This window comes from Novosphingobium sp. KN65.2 (genome assembly GCF_001368935.1).
Lineage (GTDB): Bacteria > Pseudomonadota > Alphaproteobacteria > Sphingomonadales > Sphingomonadaceae > Novosphingobium > Novosphingobium mathurense.
Genome location: NZ_CCBH010000145.1, coordinates 20,562 through 39,827 on the forward strand (window position 1 = coordinate 20,562; position 19,266 = coordinate 39,827).

Below are 19,266 nucleotides of genomic sequence, written 5' to 3' on the forward strand. Positions count from 1 at the left end.
GGCCTCGCCCACTTCCCCATAATCAGAAGGTTCAGACATGGCGCAAGCAACCACAGTCGGATCGCTGCTTGTCCAACTGGGCATGGACTCCGCTCAATTCGGGCGGGAAGCGACTAAGGCGCAATCCAAGACAGCAGCGATCGCCAAGCAGTTCAACACCACCGGTAAGGAGGTGTACGCCGCATCACAGCGCATGGGCGTTTCGGTGGGTCAGTTCTCGCGCGAGATGCAGGCGCTGCAGGCCCGGGTGAACCCGAGTATCGCGGCCCTGGCGAACTACCGCAAGGAAGCGACCCAGCTCAAGGAAGCCTATCGACTCGGTATCATCTCGCAAGAGCAGTTCCGCGCGAGCCTGCGCAACACGATCCAGACCTATCGGACCGCTGGAACTGCGATCAAAGGCCAGTCCGGCGCCATGCAGGCGGGCATGCAGCAGCTATCGTACCAGATCAACGACGTTGCCACGCAGTTCGCATCGGGCACCAAACCGATGCAGATCTTCGCGCAGCAGGCCGGGCAGACGGTGCAAGCAATCGCAATGATGACGAACGGCGCCGGCAAGTTCGGCGCGTTCCTGGCGGGCCCGTGGGGCATTGCCATCACCGCCGGTGTCGTCGTTCTATCCTCACTGCTCCCCAAGCTCTTCGAAACCGAGGAGGCGATGAAGGACGTCGAACTCGCATCCAGTGGCCTTGCCGACGCCCAAGGCGTCCTTGGCGACATGTTCGACCTCACGACGGGCAAGCTCAAGAGCCAGAACGAGATGCTGCGGCTCAATGCGCAGCTTATGGCGATAAATCTGCGCGCGCAGGCATCGGCGGAGAAAGCGAATTATCAGAGGGTCGTGGGAACGTTCGGCGCCGGGACGAGCCCCGCCTCCACCGGGCAGACGATCCTTTCGTCGGTCGGCCTTGCCTCGGACAACACCTATCGCAACGTCGCGAACGTGCGCGGGCTGTTGTCGGCCTATCGATCCGGCAACCTGAGCGCCAGTGAAGCTGAGAAGCGTGCAGACAGATTGGACTTTAGCGGTCTCGGTGTCACGAAGCCGGAATTTCTGCAGGCTATTCGTGACGGATTTTCGTCGGGAATCAAAGAAAAGAACGCCAACGCCATCGAGAAGTCGCTGAAAGAGGGTGTGCTCGACCCGTCGCTACGGTCGACCGGAACCTCTGGCAGCAAGTCAAAGACGGACCGCGCGGCATCTGGCAAGACGGCCGCGGAGATCGCTGCGGATCAGGCGAAAGAAATCGACCGGCTCAATCAGGAAGAACTGCGCGCCAAGCTCGACCTCGCCACCAGCGCCGAGGATCGCGCCTCGCTGTCCTATGACCTGCTCGCTGCCGAGAAAGAGCAGCGCATTGCCGAGATCAATGCGAACAAGGATTTCAGCGCCGAACAGAAGAAAGCGCAGATCGCGTATATCGAACGGCTCTACGGCTCGACGAAGATCGGCGCGGATGGCTCCATCAATGTCACGCCATCGCTTTATGGCACGCAACTCCAGCGAGATCTGGCCGAGCGTCAGACGCGCCTCGCAAACGACATGCTCGATCGCCAGGCGGCGACCCTCGAGGCATGGGCGGATATCGAGCCGAACACCAAGGAGCGCGCCCGGCTGGAAGCGGCGGCATTGGAGTTGCATCAGCAGATTCAGCGCAATTTGCTCGATCAGGAGATCGCCAGCGGCCGGGTTGCCGATGCCGAGCAGGCACAGGTCATGCTTGCCCAGCAGCAGGCCGCGGCTCGTGAACGCATGCGTTTGCAGAACATGAGCCCAGGTGAGCGCTATGCTTATGACGTTCAGGCGACCGCCACGAACATGTCGGATTCGCTTGAGCAAATTGGCGTTGATGGTTTGCAGGCGTTCAACGAAGGTTTGACACAGGCGATCGTCAATTTTGAGAGCTTGGGCGATGTGGCCCGTAGCGTGATCCGCCAAATTCTCGCGGATCTCGTCCGCCTGCAGATCCAGCAGGCCACTCTCAGCATCGGCAGGATGCTGCTTGGCAGCGCAGGTGCATCGATTAACGGCGTGTCGGGCTCAAGCTTCCTGTCAGGGCTTGGCAGCGAGGTAGGCGGCTGGGTCAATTCTACTCCAGTTTCCGTGCCAGGCTTTGCAAACGGGACGAACTTTGCACCTGGCGGCCTCGCATGGGTCGGCGAGAGGGGGAGAGAACTGGTTAACCTTCCGCGCGGCGCCCAGGTCATTCCCAACCATGAATTGGGGGCTCTGAAGGCTGGCGATACCTACCACTTCCATAATAGTTTCCCGTCAGTTACGAACGCTAGAGAGGCGCGGGAATCAGGCGGTCAGCTCGCACGCCGGGTCCGCCAGAGTCTCAACGGGCCACTGAGAGGGGGGCAGTAGGTGAAGAGTGTCACATTCGAAAATATGGATGAAGCGCTCCAGTATTTCGCGAACCAAATTGGTGCGCAACAGCTTGCGCTCTACACACTTATCCATGCACTGGATCATGCCGGTGCGATTAACAGTGATGCATTCGCGACTGCCGTCAAGGAATTCGGGCAGAAATGCGCCCCTCATCTGAAGGAAACCATCGACGAGTTCTGTCTAGGAATTCGAAGCGAGGATGTTCGGCCCCAGTTCGCGATTATTGATGGCGGCAAGGAACAGGACCGCGAGCAATCTGTGGACAATGACGATGGTGGTTAAGAAGAGAGTGATCCGAAGATCACCCTCTTCCCGGTTAGACAGGACGAAGCCCCGTTATATGGGATCCACGCTTACCTGTGTTGACCTCTGATATGCGTCCCTGGTTGATGCCCAGTTTCGCCGCGATATCGTGCTGAAACCACCCCTCACGGAGTAGTCGCCAGATTTCACGGATCGTTTCGTCGGTCAGTTTGGCGCGCACCGGGCGCCGCGGTCGTCTTGGAGTCATGGATTAACCTTTCCATGTTACGACCGGCTTGACGGGTGCCCCGCACTTATGGGAAAGCTCCCACAGCGACGGGGAATAACCCGCTCCTGGTTCCGGCCAAGGATATCCCAGGAGTTGCCTCGACCAAGCCCTCGGTGTCCTACCACCGGGGGCTTCGCCTTTTTCGAGGCAATCAAGGTCTTAGGGATTCCCTGATTCGGCGCCTACGTCGAGTCCAAAGGCCGACATATACACAGGCACGCCCCCTACCGACACATCAGCCGAGGACTGTCGACAGCAACCTTCGCAACGCTTCCGGCCGGCTTGGGGCGTCGTCCTGGTCGGCGATCCATGCGTCGAGCTTTGCGAGCAGATCGGGTTGAAGGCGAACACCAACCATCTGACCTGCCTGCGCAGGTCGTGCCCTTTTCGTGTAAACGCGAATTGACTGGCTCATGATTTAGAGCTAACACGAAAGCGAGCCGAGCGGAAGCTACCAACAACCGCCCGGCTCTGACCGCAACCGTTCCAGGAGAACGATCATGGCTAATTTCCCACTACGGGCGGATTCCGCGCGCGCCAATCCCATTCATCATATTCCCGGCTTTCGTCACAGCTTCCCAGCCGCCACGCCTCGCCGCGCCGAGGTGGAGGCGTTGATTGATCGCCTTATCGGCATGCTCGATCGGCTGGACGGCGATCCCGACCTGGAGGAAACCGACCTGGAGGATTCTTTCGTGCTCTCGCCGTGGGCGCTCGATGCCACCAGCGGCCCTGGCTGCGCAGTTGCCGACATCGACAAGGCAATCGACGACGACCCTTGCGATGCGGACTCCGATAGCGAGCCGGACGAGGACGACTTCAACTTCCCTCTCTACGGATTGGATCAGAGTGAGGCCGAGGCTTTCCCGCCTTCTGCGGACCGCACTCTCTTGAGGCGGCACCGCGACTACATTCGAAGAACCCGGTGCAGGCGGCTGGATCCGACCGGAGCCAGTTGGGGCCCTGTGGAATATCGGCTCCTGTGATGCTTGACCTGTGACCATCGTTCACTTACATAGCTGTTAACGAAAGTCACAGGAATTGATGATGCACGACCTCAAGTTCACCAGTGCCCAGGTAGCCGAGGCGATCGGGATGTCGCACGACAACTTCCGCGCGCACCTCTCACGCAAGGACTGGCGTATCATTGGCAAAGAGCAGCCGGAAAACGGCAAGGCCCACAGCTTCAGCGTGCACGATGTGCTGGGATATGCGCTCGCTCGCATCCTAACGACTTACGGGATCGATACGAAGACCGCATTCCAGCGCGCGATGTTCGATTTCGCCCACACAGGTGACGACGAACGCGGACCGGGTGAGATTTACGATTCCGAGAGCCTCGGCCTAACCTTCTACGTGTACTCGCACGGCGCACGGCTCGGCGAATGCTTGGCAGAGAAGCGCATTACGTCTGTCGGATCGCTCCTGCGTGTCAATGCTCGTGAACGCGCTGAGGCCGCAGTCATCGTGGACCTTACTGCGATGCGGGATCGGGTCTTTCAAGCCCTCGGGCTCGATTCTCGAGATTACGAATGACCGCGCGCTATCTAACCGCCAAGCAACTCGCTGCAGAAGTTGGCGGAATAACGGCTGCGACGGTCCGAACGCTACGCGCAAAGGGTCTTCCATGCTGGAAGCCCGGTAAGGCGTACCTGTACCCCCGCGAGACGGCCTTGGCCTGGATCGCACAGCAGGAGCAAGCCGCATGCCAAGGCCCAACACCGGCCCCCGCCTCAAGCGGATCGACGGCAGGCCGAACTTCTACATCGTCTGGTTCGAAGGAGGGCGCGAGCGGCGCCGCAGCACTGGCACTGCAGACGGCCGAGAGGCTGAAGCGGTCCTCGGGGCCTTCCTCCGCGAACGAGAACTCAGTATCCGTCCTGCCGGGCCGGCGCGGCCGAACGACTACCTGATCGCAAGCGCGTTGGATCTTTACGGCACGCTCCACGCCCCCACAGCGGCGGATCCGAAGCGGATCGCCTATGCCATGGTCCCTCTGCTGACCTTCTGGGGCGAGCAAACCGTCGACGCGATCACCAAGCAGACCTGCAAAGCCTATCGTACCTGGCGAAAGAAGAGCGACGGCACCGTGCGGCGCGAGCTCGTCGTCCTGAAGGCTGCGCTCAACTTCGCGCATAGCGAGGGCCGTCTGACCACAGTCCCCCATGTCGAGCTGCCTGCCAAGCCCGAGGGCCGTGATCGCTGGCTGACCCAAAAGGAGGCCGCAGCGCTCCTGTGGGCGGCGCGTTCAGGCCGCAGCGACGTCAGACTGTACCTGCCGCTGTTCATCCTGATTGGGCTCTATACGGGCGCCAGAAGAGACGCGATCCTGTCTCTGCGTTGGCCGAACGTCGATCTGGAAGCCGGTCGGATCTACTTTGCCCGAAGCGGCGATCGCCAGACTTCAAAGCGCAAGGTAGTCGGCCAGCCGATACCGCGGCGGCTCATGACCTTCCTGCGGCTGGCCCGCGATCGCGGCACCGAACTTGGATATGTCGTTCACAATCACGGTGAGCGCATCAAGGACATTGGCGGCGGCTGGGACGGCAACGAGGACAAGCGCGGCGAGGGAAGCTTCGGCGGTGCCTGCAAACGCGCTGGTCTGATCGACGTCACCCCGCACGTCCTACGCCACACCTGTGGAACCTGGATGGCACAGCGCGGCGTTCCCCTTCACCTAATTGGCGGCTGGCTCGGGCACAAGGATGCCCGGACGACCGCCCTCTATGCCCATCACCACCCTGACCACATGGCCGAGGCGCTTGCCGCCGCGGACCGCCGATAGAGGTTGTGCGAGTTATGTGCGAGCAACGAGCGCATTTTCACGATACGTTCACGGGTCTAAACCGTGAACATTCCTCGAAAAGTGCTGTAATTTCAGTCGAGAGCCGCCCTCCGAAGGCAGAGGCCACAGGTTCGAATCCTGTCGGGTGCGCCAAAAAATCAATGACTTAGCGTCGTTGTGCTTTGTTTCATCAAATATTCGTCAAATAAGCCGCCTGCGGTCAGGGGCGGGCAACCTCGCGCGTCTGCGAGCAATCACTTGGGTTGATCCACGAATGACGCATGTAGAAATTTAAGTATAACTGATATGAGAAATTAACAATAACTCATATCAGTTATAAGAAATGTGATGCTATGGCGTAATTTTTCATTGATTTAACGCCGAATCACAGCGAAAAATCCCTATGATGATTTGATAATGATAGGGTATAGACTATGGAAATTGCAGAACATATGCAGGTCCGCGTGATCGCATTGCAGTCACATACTATTACAAATCGGAAGAATGCGCGCAGGCATCTAGGCCTCACCACATCATTGCTTTTCGATGCAGCGGGGAGCGTCGAGGAATGGGGGCGCCATGATCTTGCAAACGCGCTACGCGCCATAGCGCTAGATTTCGACAAGGGCGGCGAGCGCATAACCTCGACGAAACGCCGACTCCCTGGTCAGCCTTCCGCTTTTTTGGCGAGACGTTGCCTCAAGCGAGTCCGCGCGATGGGGAGTTTTTCAAAATGAAGTACGAGAAGCTTCTATCGCCGCATGAACTAGTCGAGCGCTGGTGCGGCACCTTCTGTCTAGGCACTCTTGCAAACTGGCGGAGCAAAGGCGTTGGGCCGACATACATGAAGCTGCGGGGGCGTGTGGTCTATCCACTTACCAAGATCGAAGCTTGGGAGGCCGAGAACACGCACCCGTAAAACTAGCCGGCCCTCAATTAGTAGCCCCTCGGCGCGTCATACAACTGGCCGCCGTTGCGCGCGCGGCGCTGTTTACTAAGGCGCCGCTCGACTTCATCGCCCACCGCCTTGGCGTTCTGGCCAGGCTGCTGCGTGATATGGATTTCGGTTTTGCTATTGTCGTTGATGGCTGGCCGAACACTCCCGCGCGCAGTTGCAATCTGCGGCATTTTGGGCGCAGGCCGTCCCTTGCTCGCAGACCCCGGCTTGCCTGTCGCGCCTGGCTGTCCAGGTCGGCCGGGCGCGCCTGGCTTGCCTGCGCGGATTTCGTCCGCCTTGCTGTCCATGAGATTGCGGACGGCATGGACCGCATTGCCCACCCTCGTGATGCGGTCCACGATCCAGTCCAGGAAGCCCTTGGCGCTGGAAACAAGCCCGGTCCACAAGTCCGAAAAGAACTTGGTTAGGGGTTCCCAGTTCTTCGCGACCGTGCCCAGCGGGGTCCAGCCCAGCGCTTCCTTGATCCAATCCCAGGCGACGCCGGCCACGTCCTTAACGCCGGTCCACAGGCTGCCGAAGAATTCGGAAACCGGCGTCCAGGCGGCGCGGATCATTTGGACCGGCGGCCAGGATAGAACCTCGCGCTTGATCCAATCCCAGGCGATAACGGCCGCGTCTTTGACGATGGCCCACAGGTCGCCAAAAAACCGGCTGATAGGCCCCCAGTTGCTGATTACGATGCCCAGCGGGGTAAAATTCAGGAACTTGTCCTTAATCCAGCCCCACGCAGCCTTTCCGGCGTCCGTAATGTCCGCCCATACTCCCTTGAAAAATGCGCTAATCGGCTCCCAGTTCTGATAGACCAAGACGGCAGCTGCCGACAGGCCCGTCAGCGCCAGGCCAATGGGATTCGTCGCCATCGCGAGCCGGAGGGCCTTGAACGAGACCACAGCTGCATTCCAGGCGAAAGACGCCCCTTTCATGGCGCCAATGCTGCCGACTACAGCGCCCACGACGCCAAGGATGCCTTTAACCACACCAGGATGCTCGCGCGCGAAATCTGCCACAACGCTGGTGGCCTTGCCGAACACGCCCATGGCTTGATTGATCTTGGGCAGGAGAACGGCGCCGATATTAACCGAAACTTCGGTCAGCCGGTTCTTCATGATCTCCCATTGCGCGTTCGTGGTCGCCAGCTGCGCCGCGAATTCCCTGGACATGCTGCCCTTAGCCTTGTCGCTGCCGACAAGCTCGATTTGCTTGCGATACTCGGCCACGTTGCCGGACAACTTGGCGAGCGTGTCGGAATGCTCCAAGCCCACCAGGTCCACCATGATGCCCAGGCGCTGGGCCTTGGGCATCTTGTTAACCGCGTCCAGGACCTTAAGGATTGTGCCCTGGGCGTCCTCTTGCATGCCCTTTTGCACGGCGGCGGTGGACAGGCCCAGTTCATCCATGGCGCTGCGAAATTTCTTCGTGCCCTTGTCGGCGGCGGCCAGCTTTTGAATGAACGCGTTAGACGCGGTTCCGGCCGTTTCGGTGCGCTCGCCCAGGCTCAAGAGCGTGGACCCCAGCGCCGCCATTTCCGTGGCCGAAACCTTGACCGCGCCGGCCACGCCGCCGGTGCGCTGCAGATAGTCGATAATGTCGCCACCCTTGGACACGGTGTTGTCGTCCAGGTAATTGATGGCGTCGCCCAGGTCCTTAACGGCGGGGATCGGGACATGGAACAGATTTGCAATCTTGCCCATCTGGTCCGAAAGTTCCTCGCGCGGCAGGTCCAGCGCGGTGGCCATCATCGCGGTGGTCCGCGTGAACTCGATTAGGTTGGCCTTGCCCTGGATGCCCATGCGCGCGCCTGCCTCGACCATGCCGGCAAGCTCATTCGTGGAAATCGGGATTTCGCGGCCCAGCTGCTGAATTGCGCGGGCCATTTCGTAATAGATAGGCGTTAGCTTGCCGCTCGCATCGCGCGCGCCGTTCACCTGTTTGGCAACGCCGGCCATCGCGGTTTCGAAGCTCGCCGCCTGGATCACCGGCAGGCCGGCAGTCGCGACCACGGCGCCCACGGTGGCGATGCCCGCCAGGGCGCTGCCCATGCGCGCCTTGCCCGCTTCCATGCCCCGCATGGCGCGGTTCATCTTCTCTTGTTCGCGTTTGGCGTGGCCGATTTTCGTTGTCAGCGCGTCATAGCGATACTGCAGCCCCAGCATTTCGCCGGACCTGCCTAGCTCGGTCATCACCTTCATGGACTTGTTAAGGTCCTTTTGCTCGCGCTCCAGGTCCTTGATTGTGGCGCCGATCTTGCGCAGCTTGCCGCGCGCGCCGCCGATGGCCGTGCCCAGCGTACTGGAGAGGGCGCCGCCAATGGTGATAACGGCATTTAGCCGCTTGCTCGTCATGCCGCTTAGCTCCTGGAAAATGGCAATCGCCCTCAGCGATGCCAGCCGGACTCAGCTGACCCTTGGGCGAGGGGCGCTGTTAGGATTTGCCCATTGATTCGAACCCGGCGCGCATGGCTTTCGTCGCCAGCGATGTGAGTGAGACGTTTACGCCTTCATTGGCGGCGATGCGGGCACGTTCACCTAAGAGTTGGCTGGCAAGTTCCGCTTCCAGCAGAATCGTCAATTTTCGAAGGGGTTTCTTCGAGTGATGGCCGTCACGATGGCAGGAGGGCATTGGCAATTGGCCTTTCAGAGGTTCAGTAAATCTGGTTTGTCCGAATGGCTTGGCCGGTTCCTCTTGTGGTATTTCCCGGCCTAGTCATTCGCGGCCGCCGGAAGCCCGCCTAATGCCGCCCGCGTCAGGTTCCTGATATGCCGTTCGGTAACGCTGAAGATCGCGGCCAGGTCGGGAATGCTCGCACCGCCATCAAACAGGCGCTGGGCCTCGCGATCACGAAACCGGCGATAGACCTCCTGGCAGTTCGCAGGCTGCAGGATTTCCCCGCCGAACCCTTCGACCAGCTTATTCGCACGTTCCCATCCAAGGATTTGGACCAGTCGGTGGTTAGGCTTCAGGCGCTTGGGCACGTACAGGATGACGCGCGTTGCTCGTTTGCCCTGAGCGCCCGCCCTACAGGTCGGCAACTGGCCCACTAAGTATAACGCCGCTTCACGCCCGATAACGTCAGCGATCTCTTGGATTGATTCAGGTAACATAATGTATTTCATGCCTTTTTTGACACGCAAGCCTAAGCAGAGATTTCCGAGTGCGATCAATCTCGCCAGTGCGCCCACGCCGCACTGTCAGCTTGCCCATGGCATAAACGGGCGCCGCGCCGTTGTCGAAATGGCCCGGCGCACGGCCCAAGCGCGCGGACTTCTTTTGAAGTGCGGAAATCGTGCCGGAAACGGTGTGCGGCTTTACTCCTAGTGCTTTCGCGGGCAACGGCTTGGCTGCCCATTTTCCAGACGGTGGCAGGGTTTCGGCTCGGCGCTTTGTCGCGAATTCCAGCAACTTTTCGTCGCGAGTGTCCACTATTCGATTTCCTCGATCACAGTGGCATGAATAGTCATAATTTTCGATTTCAAACCCCACGCAGATTTCACTTGGTGCGGGCAACATGCCCCCGCACTGGCGCCCGTCGAATGGGACCCGCAACGGGGGGGTGTCCATTGCTCAGCCACGCAATATTCTTTCGTCAAAGCGATTGCCTTTGGCTGCCACTTCCCGCGCGGCTGACAGCCATGCGCCTAGTCACAGTGTCATCGCCGTATGCTCCAGCATGGCCGGGATCAGGGGCAGCGCGAGCGACGGATGGGGCATGACGCTGCCTCGCACGCCAACTCCATGGAAGGTTGCTGCGTCAGAGGCTGGGTGCGGCTCGCGTTAGGCCCTCGGCTGTGTACACCAAGGGGCCAACCTGGTCGTTCAGCTTGATGCAGGTTTCTCGAACGTCAACCAGGTTAGGCTCCCGGCGGGCACCAGTGACAATGTAGCGATGCAATATCGCGTTGTTCATGGCCGCCAGACAGGCGCAAAGTTTAGGATCGGCGCCCAGCCCCAGCGTGTTGGCCTTATCAACCAGTGCTTCCAGATTATGGCCTAAGCTCCGTCCGCTCAGTTCTCTCACTGGCACGCCGTGCAGCCGACAGAATGCTTTGAGATACAATTCAGCCGCGTGTGCAAATAGGTATCTGATCGGGGCGTCTCTGTGAGTGGCGCGTACCTGGTGCTCGGTTAAAGTGATCGCGCTCGCAGCATAGGAATGAGCAAAGTGGAAAAGGCCTGTCGCGGTGGTTCGTTCATCCTGACCATCAACAGCCATACAAGTCCCCTCAGCCTCAATTGAAAACCTACTGCCACGACGCGCGCTCGTGTCATAGTCCGCAAGCGCAGATTTCCGCCATTTGCGCGTCTAGCATGACAGCCGTGACGGAAATGACCGGGGGTTCCTATATAAGCCCCTTAATTGCCCTCGCTTCTAAAATCTTTCCCACTTCAATAGGTCGGTGTCATAGGTGTCATGGTGTCATTGATGGTCCAGAAATCGCAGAATTCCGCGATCTAGCGATGTGACGCCTCTCCATGACACCTTTCGCATCTCTGCTAGGTGTCATGGATCGCGCACGAGGCCGCGCAAAAAAGCCCGGTGCGCCACGGGGCGGCTGGGTGCGTTGGTATGGGGGCGGTGTTAGCGTCTAGAACGGTTGGCCTTCACCCGTCGAATTGCGCGCGCCATGCGTCGGCGGACACCGCAAAAGCCGCCGTGCTGCCGTCCGCTTCGATTGGCCACCATTGAGCTTGCGGATGACGTTCGATGCCCTGGTGGCGTCCGCAATACTGGGGCGGTCAATGCCTACCGCCAGCAGGATTTCCGTGGACGTGCGCCAGCCCCACGCGCTGGCGGGCAAATCCCAAGCCAGCCGCGTCTGAATGCGTTCCTCTATCGGGTCCACCGCCTGAAACTCGGCGTTATGGTCGTTCAACGCGGCCATTTCTTCCGGCGCCAGATAGTGGTTTTCGCCGTCCAGGTGCAGCTGCAGCACTTCGGCCCACACCTGTTGCATGTCCAGCTGGCGCTGCGCCTCCAGGTCCAGGTTCTCGCATTCAATCGTCCAGTAACGGCGGTTGCCGGTCACATCGTGCAGGAACTCGCGCGGATTGACCGAACCGAAGAACACGGTTCGGCGGGCCAGCGTGCTTTCCTTTCGAGCGTAAGGCAGGCGCAGCACGTCCTGTTTGCGCGTGACGAATGATTTAAGCGCGGCAAGGTCAGCCTTGCGGAACGTCGCGTCCAGTTCCCCCAGTTCCACCAGCCAAAAGCTAACCGCCTGTTTTACGCTGTCACGGTCGGACGGGTTCAACATCATGCCGTCCTGCAGGACGCCCAAGTGTTCGGGGACAAGCTGTTTAAACCACATAGTCTTGCCCAGGTACTGCGGCCCCTGAAACACAAGGATGCCGTGGGCGCTCACACCATCAGGCGAGAATGCGGCCGTGATCGCGGAAACCATCCACCGGCGGATTAGAACGTCCTTCAGGTTGCGGCCGTCCGGCAGGCGCTTGTCGTCCACCGGCGTGATTGTGTCGCAAAGCGCCTGCAGGCGCGGCTTGCCATCCCATTCCCGCGACTTGATCCAGTTGGCCACCGGATTGAACGGGTTCTGACCGGCGATGTGTCCGATAAAGCCGCTCAGATTTCCGGTAGACACACCAAACTTCGCACATTCGCTTTCCAGGCGAGCAAAGGAGTCATTGTCGCGATTATCGATCAGGTAGCTTTCACCTGGAATCAGTATTTCCTGATTCTTGGCGATGACGTTGTAGCGGGCAACCACCCCCAAGCGCCTACACACTTCAGCCACGTTCTCGATAGTCGCCAGCGGCTTTCCGTTCAATCCCAAGTCCGGCAACATATCGTACTGCACGTTGTCGTTCGCCGGCGGGGTGGCCGCCACGTCCGCGCCGGTAGTGTCCGGCTTGCTGGTCAGCGGGTTCGCCAGCAGCTGCGCGCGGGCCACGGTGTCGCCCTCGCGCTGGGCCAAGTCGTTCCAGTCGGTCGGCTCGCCCTCCAAGTCCTGGAACTTCGGCGCGACCATAAAGCCCCTGGTGGCATCGGCGGCGCGCTTGCCATAGTCCAGGCCGGGGTTAATCGGCGTCCCGTCCGGCTTGGTCGTGAATGCGTCGTTATCCGCCGCGATGATGAACCCCGCCTGGGGAAACTTCTCGCGCATGATTTCCGCGACCAATGGCAGGTTGGGCGCGTCAAACGTCACGATAACGCACCAGCCGGTTAGCTCGTGAATGGTGGCGCCGGTGGCGTAGCCCTCGCAGAAAACCAAAGGCTGGCCCGCTTCCGGCGGCACACCGATCATGTGATAGCCGCCGCGCTTGCGGCCGTTCTTCAGGTAGCGCTTTGCAATGCCGCCATCTAAATCCAGCAGGATGCCTTGCAGACTTATGACCTTGCCGTTTTTCGCGTCGGCAATGGGGATCAACAGCGCGTCCGGCAGGCGCCGGAACACTTCGCCGTTGTCGTTAATCAGCGGCCATTCGCCAATCCCCAGGCCGTGCGCGCGGACGCCCTTGCCCTGCAGGTACGGGTGGGCGTCGCCAGCCGGCTGGGCAGCATCCCATGTCAGGTTCGCCAGCTTGGCGGCCACGCCCTGTTTCTTGCGGGTTTCGGCTTCCGCCGCTTTGCGCTCGGCCTCGCGTTCGGCCCGGCGGCGTTCGATCGCTGCCGCGTCCAGCTTCGTGCGGTCGCTGTCGAAGCGCCAGCCATTTTGCTGCGCCTCGTAAATCAGGGTGCCGATGTTGACGCCGCCGCCCGCCTTGATGGACTTCCAGGTGGCCTCGCATTCCTTTTCGTCATAGCTGCGGCTCGCCGTCTTGCTCCACGCGTCGAACAGTTCGAAGCCGTCCTTGTCGCCAAGCTCCGACTTCAGGGCCATGCCGATGCGCGCCCACTTCTCGCGCGAAGTGTCGGCATCAATCGCATGCAAGGCGGACTCGATAGTGTCCACCGTCAAGTCATCGTGGCGCTGTGCGGCGGTCAAATGGCACCGCCTTTCGCGCAGATGCGGGGTGAGTTCCAGCCGATTGCCCGCAGGGCATGACGCAAAGCGGAGGGCGACCAAGGAACGCCACCTGGAATGCCGTAGGCGAAGCGGAGTAGCAAATCGTCACCGGCATCATCCAATGTCGCACCTCTTTCGAGGGCCACTTGAACCGCGCGGATCACTGCGTCCTGGATTTGGCGCCTTTTCCGATCCTCAGCAGCCGTAAGGCGCTCCGCATTCGCGGCGCACCACGCCCGGAAATCGTCCGTGGTCTGAAGTTCGTCGATTTGATCGCGATAGGGTTTTTCACTATCAGAATTTACAGCAAGTGTAGCGAGGCGGCGGTTCTGGTCGGGGTCGCCGCCTTTCACTTTGCTGCCTCCCGCTTTTCGAGTTCAGCGACCATTGCCTCGGCCACGTCCAACGCGTGTTCGGCCATTTGGTCCGGGGCCATCGTGAGGTCAGAGTCCGATAGCAAGCCTGCCAGGGCTTGGCCGGCGAAGTATTCGCGGCGGCTGGTGATAACATGCTTCATCACGCGGCCTCCCCTTCGCCAATCAATTTGCGAATACTGGACGTAGGAATGCGGGTAGAACCCCCAATCTTAACAGCCCGAAGTTGCCCTGTATTGATCAGCTTTTGGATGCTAGAACGACCGAGAGAGAGCGCAATGCACGCCTCGTTCACTGTCATTGCCAATACGCGTTCGTCAATCTTGCTCATTGCGTCGGTTGCCTTCTGTGCAAATCTGCCCGTCTCGGGCAGGTGCGATCTTCAGCAGGAAACCTTGGTGCTTTCCTCTTGCGGGATTTCCACCGTTTAAGCGATCTGGCGTGCGGTCACGCGCTGGGCACCAGCGGAACAACAGCCCGCGCCGCCAGGTCGTCAAGCCCGTCAGCAATCCACCTGCCATAATGGCGTTCGATCATCTCCACGGACGTGTCGTGCAGTGCGGCCACCAGGCGCAGCGGCAGGCCCGCCCGAATGCCGCGAACGATGCTTGAATGTCTTAGTGCGTAAGGGACGACAGATGCGTCCAAGCTTGCCGCCTTTCGGATCGCTGCCCAAAATGGAAGAATTTCATATGCGGCGCGCCAAGGGCTGCGGCTGGTCTTGGTCCAGCGAATGGAAGTATCTGATTGTTCGTAGTTCCAGCGCAACAACAGCGCGTCGCCAGGGTCACGCCTTTCGATAGCCGGCACCAGCGCTGCGAGAACGTCTTGGCCAATTGGCACTGGTGTGGAGCCATTTTTATTGCCGCGCCCCTTGCGGCTGGTTGGCACGAGGATGCGAGACTTTTCGGCCTGCACATCTGACACGCGCAGTCTCGCCACCTGAGAAAATCGTGCGCCCGTTGCAGCTAAAACAACGATCATTCGGTAAAGGTCGCCCCCCCACCCCTTCGCGCCGTCAACTTCCTTCGCTGCGCTGATTATTCGACCTATCGCGCCATCAGGCAAAATCTGATTTTCGCGCGCGACCTCCACCGAATTTTCGGGGGCGGTGACGGGCGCAGTAAGGCCATGCTTGATGGTGTTCGGCAGTGTATGCGGAAGTTTCTGCCGATGGATGGTGCATGCCGCATTGAGCGCCGCTTTCAGGTCATTAATCAACCGCTTTTGCGTCGTCGCTTTCATGGCGACCGGCAGTCCTTGCCGCCAGGCCATCAACTTGCTCTCAGCTAAGTCGTGAAGCGGAGTATCCGCTAAAGAAGCGGGCAGGATTGCCTTCCGCCTGCCATTCGCTTCGCGGCCCAACAAGTGTAATTCGAGGCGGTACGATGCTGTCGAGCGCACGGTTCGGCCTGCGCGTTCGCTGTCGCGGGCGTCCCGCATGGAGATGTAGGCGGCAACCGCAGAGCGAACGGTTTCCGCCGGCCCTTCAGCATTGGCCCGCGCCTCCCGTCTTGCGGCCTCGACTTTCTCGCGGCCGCCCTTCACCGCGTCGGCATAAGATAGCGTATCTTCCGCAATCTGATCGTCCGCAGTCCCCAGGCGTTCTTGGCGGTAGCCAACTCCATTTCGCCATCGCACCAGCCACACGCCGCCGCGCTTTCCCTTCCTGTAGCCAAGATGCACTTCAGGGTCGATGCCGCGCCAGTGGAGGCCCTCGGGTAGCTTGTCCCTAGCGTTCCTGGTCGTAAGGGGCGCTTCCTTCAGTGTCTTGGCCATGCGCGATCTCTAATTTGTGAAATATCCGTCAAATATGCATATACGCACAACGGCGATCAGGCTAGAGCATGTTATTATAAAATTCTTGATTTTCCGTGACTTTGAGTGATGCGATGTGAAGGCCAAGGCATATTTTTTATGCCCTCCGAAGGCAGAGGCCACAGGTTCGAATCCTGTCGGGTGCGCCAGTATCGACTGTTGAGAACGCCTCGGGCGGTCCCGCAATCTATATAGCTGGCGAAGAATGGCGCCTTGAAGCGGTACTCTCGCTGAGATCGTTCGGCCTTGCCTCTATTTCGTAGGCCAGAGCCTGCACCAGGCACTCAAGGAAGATCGCGGTCCAATGGGAATTGTCCTCGGTCTTTGCTTCGACAGTGAGCGAGTTCAATTCTGATCGCTAGCTTTTGAATCGCCGGGCATTCACGGAACGATGCTGCGTCTCACTCACCCCGATACGGCCCCGACCGTGGGCCCGCCTGCGCATTTGACTGACCGTGGCGGGCAACTATTGTGCCAAGGAACGGCTTGGGCAATCCGGATGGGGTGGTAGGTTCAATCTATGGGCGTCGTCAGTAAAACTTCCGCAATTTGCGATTGACCGTGTCCATCGCGATCTCACCAGACATCGAAACGGAAATCGCTCAATTCCGGGAAACGCTTGCGTCCGGCCGATCGGACAAGCTTGTGCGCCTCTTCGATTATCTGCTGGAGCGGACGCGCGCGGGCCAGTTTCCCAAAGAGACGGAAATCGCCACAGACCTGTTCGGCGACAAGCCGGAGTTTATTTTGGCGGGCAATGCCAGCGTACGCGTCTACGTCCACCGCCTGCGCAAAAAACTCGAGGAGTTTTACGCCGACGGGCGCCCCGTCAGGATCAGCATTCCCCAAGGCGAATATTCGGTCAAGGTCTGCGATGGGTCACACGAGCCGGGCGAAGGCCGTGAAGATGCCAGTGAGGCTTCAGGGCACGCCCGTACGGGGCTTCAGGTGCTGGCGGCTCTGGCTGCGTTTGTGTGCCTCTCCGGGTTGACCGTTTGGTTGCTGACATCCTCCCGGCTTCTTTCGGATGATCCCGAGATAGTGGGATCGCCAGTCTGGAACTCGCTGCACACGAACGGAAATCCGAACCTGATTGTCGCCGGGGACGATTTTCTTTTTGCCCAGAACAACGCCCTTCGCGGCACATCGCAGCTGGTTCGGGACCCGCTCATCAGGAATGGCGAAGCTCTCGACGTCGTGTTGATGCGCAATCCAGAGCACAGGGGCAAGCTACGCGATGTCGATGCACATTTCCTGTCCGCGGGCACGACCCTGGCACTCGCAAAGTTGCAGGCTGCTCGCCTGGATTCCATGGCCGGCGGGAGCAGGCCCACTGCCCTGACATATGGTTCGCAATTGACGTCGCAAATGCTCAAGGCGGCCAACATTGTCTATGTCGGATCGATCGCCTGCCTGCCGCCGCTTTTGCGTAACCCGCTCTTCAATGCATCGGGGATGAAAGTCGGGGCGAACTATGACGAGTTGATCGATCGCGAAAGCGGCAGGCACTTCCGCTCCGATGGCTCCGTCATTTCCGAGGACCGCGTCGCCACGCGCGATTATGGCTACATAGCCCGTCTGCACGGCCCTTCCGGCAATGCGATCATTGTGATCATGGGCACCCGGGATCCGGCGATCCTGCAAATGGCGCAATTGATCAGCGATCCATCGAAGATGGCCATGTTGGGCCGGGATCTCCCCAGTGCAGACGGGGATTTCGAGGCGCTGTACGAAGTGCAGACGATGGGCAACGTCAATGTGAACGAACGGCGCCTGATCCTGCGCCCCGTCACCGCCGGTGATGTCTGGTACAGGGCTACGGCCAGCCAGCGCTTTCCCAATGACGTGCCCGAGGCCGATCTGAGCTACTAGCCGTTCAGAAATCCTCGGGCCGTGCGACGGGACGAAGGTCGTCTGCGTCTTCCGCCAGCAGAAAGCCTTCCTGGACAGCGCGCTTCTTGGCCGCCTCGAATTTGCGCAGATAATTGGAATATGAGCCGTAGAGGCGCCGCAATTCCGTGCGCGAATATGGCTGTTTGGTTTCGTAGACCATGCCGCACTGGGCTTCCTGCTCAGTCCAGTATACTGCCGCCGGGGCCATGACCCAGGGGGGGCGCACACCCCCGATCATATTGCCGTACTTCGGGTCGCGAGCGATGGAATTGCCTTTGCGCTGCAGGCGTTCTGCTTTCGGCATGGGCACTTCGTGGCGAACCCACTGGTCCATCCGGTCCAGCATGGCGGAGACCACCAGTTCGGCCGGCTCATCGTAAAGCGTATTGCATTTGGGATCGTCAGACTTGCCCACATCCGCGGGCAAATCTTCCACTTCTTCCGTGCCAAGATCGGCCATGCGCAGATGGGGCATTCCGGTGATTTCGTAGAAGCGCAGCTTCGGGCGATCGCTGTCGGCTGGCAATTCCACCCCTGCCACCGCATCGTACATGGCTTCGGACTGGCTGTAGACGGTAACGAAGGGAGCATCTTCCGGCATGCGGCGTGGGACGCGAATGACATCTCCGCCCACTTCGCCGAAGGTCATCCTGCCGGTCATGTACGCGTCGATAAGGGGTCTGCCATCGGGCATGCGCCACTGTTGGTGACGCCCCTGGTCGAGATAGTCCATCCATACTTGCGCGGTGACAGCCCAACTGTTCACATAGACACGTTCGACATTGAGCCCGGCCATTGGTCCATTCGGAAGGTTCGACTTGAGCAGCATGGCGAGTTCGCCGCCAATGGCCTGCGATTGCGGAACAAAGGGATCGGGAATTGAGCCGCGCCGGAAGCGCTGAGGATCATAGTATGTGCCAAGCGGCGCGTATCGCGCATAATCGAAGCGCCGCATGAAATCGAAATTGAGGTTCGCCGGCTCCGGGTCCGGTTGCCAGTTCGGATCCGTGTGGGTCTTGGGGTCTTGTGCCGGCTTGTTGATGTTCAAGGTGTATCCGACGAAGGCGTAGCCATGTCGAACGAGGTAGTCTCTCGTTAAGATCCAGCCAGCTGCGCGTTCACCGATCCAGGTGAACGGCGCAATCACGACGGTGCCGTTGAATTTGGCCGGATCTGCGGGCTTCCTCACCAGGATACGGGTGATGTAGGGGACGTCGAACAGAGCCTTGCCATCGGCCGTAATTGCGGGGGCCTGGCCCGAAAGATAAAACTCCTCCTCGACATAGCCTGCCGCCGCCAGATCGACATACTCGGTGCCGGGATTGGTCTTGCGCGTGGCCGATGACAGGGGCGGCTGATCGCTCGGCGGCACCGGTGTCAGGGTTGGCATGGTCAAATCCTGACCCAGCGCGGTTGCGGGAAGCGCCCCGGCACTCGCGGCGCAGGCCAAAATCGCCGACAGGATCTTCCGGCAACCGTGCGGGGCAGAGGCACCGCGCTTCAACCAGTCCGAGCCAGGCGCCTTGCGTTTCATTTCAGAGTGCTCCCA

The 19,266-nt window shown here is 60.0% G+C and carries 18 protein-coding genes; 7 read left to right on the forward strand and 11 right to left on the reverse strand.

Annotation, left to right across the window (positions count from 1 at the left end; translation table 11 throughout):
• The first annotated feature begins 37 nt into the window (after nt 1–37).
• From SPHV1_RS09840 to SPHV1_RS25435, 6 genes are all read left to right on the forward strand, one after another.
• A complete protein-coding gene (locus SPHV1_RS09840) occupies nt 38–2,371 on the forward strand; it encodes a hypothetical protein (RefSeq protein WP_054945862.1) in 2,334 nt (777 codons plus the stop codon).
• The gene (locus SPHV1_RS09845; RefSeq protein ID WP_156367317.1) at nt 2,372–2,677 is read left to right on the forward strand and encodes a hypothetical protein; all 306 of its coding nucleotides are present in this window, start codon (nt 2,372–2,374) and stop codon (nt 2,675–2,677) included. It abuts the gene before it with no gap.
• Nucleotides 2,678–3,427: 750 nt separating this feature from the next.
• Nucleotides 3,428–3,913, forward strand: a complete 486-nt coding sequence (locus tag SPHV1_RS09855; protein WP_156367318.1) for a hypothetical protein — start codon at nt 3,428–3,430, stop codon at nt 3,911–3,913.
• A gap of 61 nt (nt 3,914–3,974) precedes the next feature.
• Nucleotides 3,975–4,463 carry a hypothetical protein gene (locus tag SPHV1_RS09860; protein WP_054945866.1) on the forward strand — a complete coding sequence of 163 codons (489 nt, stop codon included), beginning with the start codon at nt 3,975–3,977 and terminating at the stop codon, nt 4,461–4,463.
• 169 nt (nt 4,464–4,632) lie between these two features.
• A complete protein-coding gene (locus tag SPHV1_RS09865) occupies nt 4,633–5,712 on the forward strand; it encodes a site-specific integrase (RefSeq protein WP_079732010.1) in 1,080 nt (359 codons plus the stop codon).
• Between the two features lie 434 nt (nt 5,713–6,146).
• Nucleotides 6,147–6,449, forward strand: coding sequence for a hypothetical protein (locus SPHV1_RS25435; RefSeq protein WP_197277700.1), 303 nt, complete (start codon nt 6,147–6,149; stop codon nt 6,447–6,449).
• A 199-nt stretch (nt 6,450–6,648) separates the two neighbouring features.
• Here SPHV1_RS25435 and SPHV1_RS09870 read toward each other — a convergent pair whose 3' ends face one another.
• The 10 genes from SPHV1_RS09870 to SPHV1_RS09905 form a co-directional block, all read right to left on the reverse strand.
• A complete protein-coding gene (locus tag SPHV1_RS09870; RefSeq protein WP_054945867.1) occupies nt 6,649–9,012 on the reverse strand; it encodes a phage tail tape measure protein in 2,364 nt (787 codons plus the stop codon).
• A 79-nt stretch (nt 9,013–9,091) separates the two neighbouring features.
• The gene (locus SPHV1_RS09875) at nt 9,092–9,238 is read right to left on the reverse strand and encodes a hypothetical protein (protein ID WP_156367319.1); all 147 of its coding nucleotides are present in this window, start codon (nt 9,236–9,238) and stop codon (nt 9,092–9,094) included.
• Between the two features lie 131 nt (nt 9,239–9,369).
• Nucleotides 9,370–9,783, reverse strand: a complete 414-nt coding sequence (locus SPHV1_RS09880) for a hypothetical protein (protein ID WP_054945869.1) — start codon at nt 9,781–9,783, stop codon at nt 9,370–9,372.
• Nucleotides 9,761–10,090 carry a hypothetical protein gene (locus SPHV1_RS25440; RefSeq protein ID WP_197277701.1) on the reverse strand — a complete coding sequence of 110 codons (330 nt, stop codon included), beginning with the start codon at nt 10,088–10,090 and terminating at the stop codon, nt 9,761–9,763. Before SPHV1_RS25440 ends, SPHV1_RS09880 begins: the two co-directional genes overlap by 23 nt.
• Before the next feature lie 328 nt (nt 10,091–10,418).
• Nucleotides 10,419–10,880: a hypothetical protein gene (locus tag SPHV1_RS09885; protein ID WP_054945870.1), complete on the reverse strand. Its 462-nt coding sequence runs from the start codon at nt 10,878–10,880 to the stop codon at nt 10,419–10,421.
• A gap of 373 nt (nt 10,881–11,253) precedes the next feature.
• Nucleotides 11,254–13,611, reverse strand: coding sequence for a VapE domain-containing protein (locus tag SPHV1_RS09890; protein WP_054945871.1), 2,358 nt, complete (start codon nt 13,609–13,611; stop codon nt 11,254–11,256).
• On the reverse strand, nt 13,608–13,985 hold the full coding sequence (locus SPHV1_RS25445; RefSeq protein WP_054945872.1) for a hypothetical protein: 378 nt from the start codon (nt 13,983–13,985) through the stop codon (nt 13,608–13,610). The genes SPHV1_RS09890 and SPHV1_RS25445 overlap by 4 nt, the downstream gene beginning before the upstream one ends.
• Nucleotides 13,982–14,152 (reverse strand): hypothetical protein, encoded by a 171-nt coding sequence (locus SPHV1_RS24965; protein WP_231634611.1) that lies wholly within the window; start codon nt 14,150–14,152, stop codon nt 13,982–13,984. The genes SPHV1_RS25445 and SPHV1_RS24965 overlap by 4 nt, the downstream gene beginning before the upstream one ends.
• Entirely contained in the window at nt 14,149–14,337 is a 189-nt protein-coding gene (locus SPHV1_RS09900) for a helix-turn-helix domain-containing protein (RefSeq protein WP_054945873.1), read from the reverse strand. The genes SPHV1_RS24965 and SPHV1_RS09900 overlap by 4 nt, the downstream gene beginning before the upstream one ends.
• A gap of 116 nt (nt 14,338–14,453) precedes the next feature.
• Nucleotides 14,454–15,785, reverse strand: coding sequence for a site-specific integrase (locus SPHV1_RS09905; protein WP_054945874.1), 1,332 nt, complete (start codon nt 15,783–15,785; stop codon nt 14,454–14,456).
• 594 nt (nt 15,786–16,379) lie between these two features.
• On the opposite strand from SPHV1_RS09905, the gene SPHV1_RS09910 reads away from it, so the two are divergent.
• Complete coding sequence (locus SPHV1_RS09910; RefSeq protein ID WP_054945875.1) at nt 16,380–17,696, forward strand: helix-turn-helix domain-containing protein; 1,317 nt, start codon at nt 16,380–16,382, stop codon at nt 17,694–17,696.
• A gap of 4 nt (nt 17,697–17,700) precedes the next feature.
• Here SPHV1_RS09910 and SPHV1_RS09915 read toward each other — a convergent pair whose 3' ends face one another.
• The gene (locus SPHV1_RS09915) at nt 17,701–19,251 is read right to left on the reverse strand and encodes an alpha/beta hydrolase domain-containing protein (RefSeq protein WP_231634612.1); all 1,551 of its coding nucleotides are present in this window, start codon (nt 19,249–19,251) and stop codon (nt 17,701–17,703) included.
• Between the last annotated feature and the right edge of the window lie 15 nt (nt 19,252–19,266).

Coding starts and splice junctions, on each gene's coding strand:
- SPHV1_RS09855 (WP_156367318.1), top strand. CDS start 3,428: ATGGCTAATTTCCCACTACGGGCGGATTCCGCGCGCGCCAATCCCATT.
- SPHV1_RS09860 (WP_054945866.1), top strand. CDS start 3,975: ATGCACGACCTCAAGTTCACCAGTGCCCAGGTAGCCGAGGCGATCGGG.
- SPHV1_RS09905 (WP_054945874.1), bottom strand. CDS start 15,785: ATGGCCAAGACACTGAAGGAAGCGCCCCTTACGACCAGGAACGCTAGG.
- SPHV1_RS25435 (WP_197277700.1), top strand. CDS start 6,147: ATGGAAATTGCAGAACATATGCAGGTCCGCGTGATCGCATTGCAGTCA.
- SPHV1_RS09915 (WP_231634612.1), bottom strand. CDS start 19,251: ATGAAACGCAAGGCGCCTGGCTCGGACTGGTTGAAGCGCGGTGCCTCT.
- SPHV1_RS09900 (WP_054945873.1), bottom strand. CDS start 14,337: ATGAGCAAGATTGACGAACGCGTATTGGCAATGACAGTGAACGAGGCG.
- SPHV1_RS09840 (WP_054945862.1), top strand. CDS start 38: ATGGCGCAAGCAACCACAGTCGGATCGCTGCTTGTCCAACTGGGCATG.
- SPHV1_RS09865 (WP_079732010.1), top strand. CDS start 4,633: ATGCCAAGGCCCAACACCGGCCCCCGCCTCAAGCGGATCGACGGCAGG.
- SPHV1_RS09885 (WP_054945870.1), bottom strand. CDS start 10,880: ATGGCTGTTGATGGTCAGGATGAACGAACCACCGCGACAGGCCTTTTC.
- SPHV1_RS09880 (WP_054945869.1), bottom strand. CDS start 9,783: ATGAAATACATTATGTTACCTGAATCAATCCAAGAGATCGCTGACGTT.
- SPHV1_RS09870 (WP_054945867.1), bottom strand. CDS start 9,012: ATGACGAGCAAGCGGCTAAATGCCGTTATCACCATTGGCGGCGCCCTC.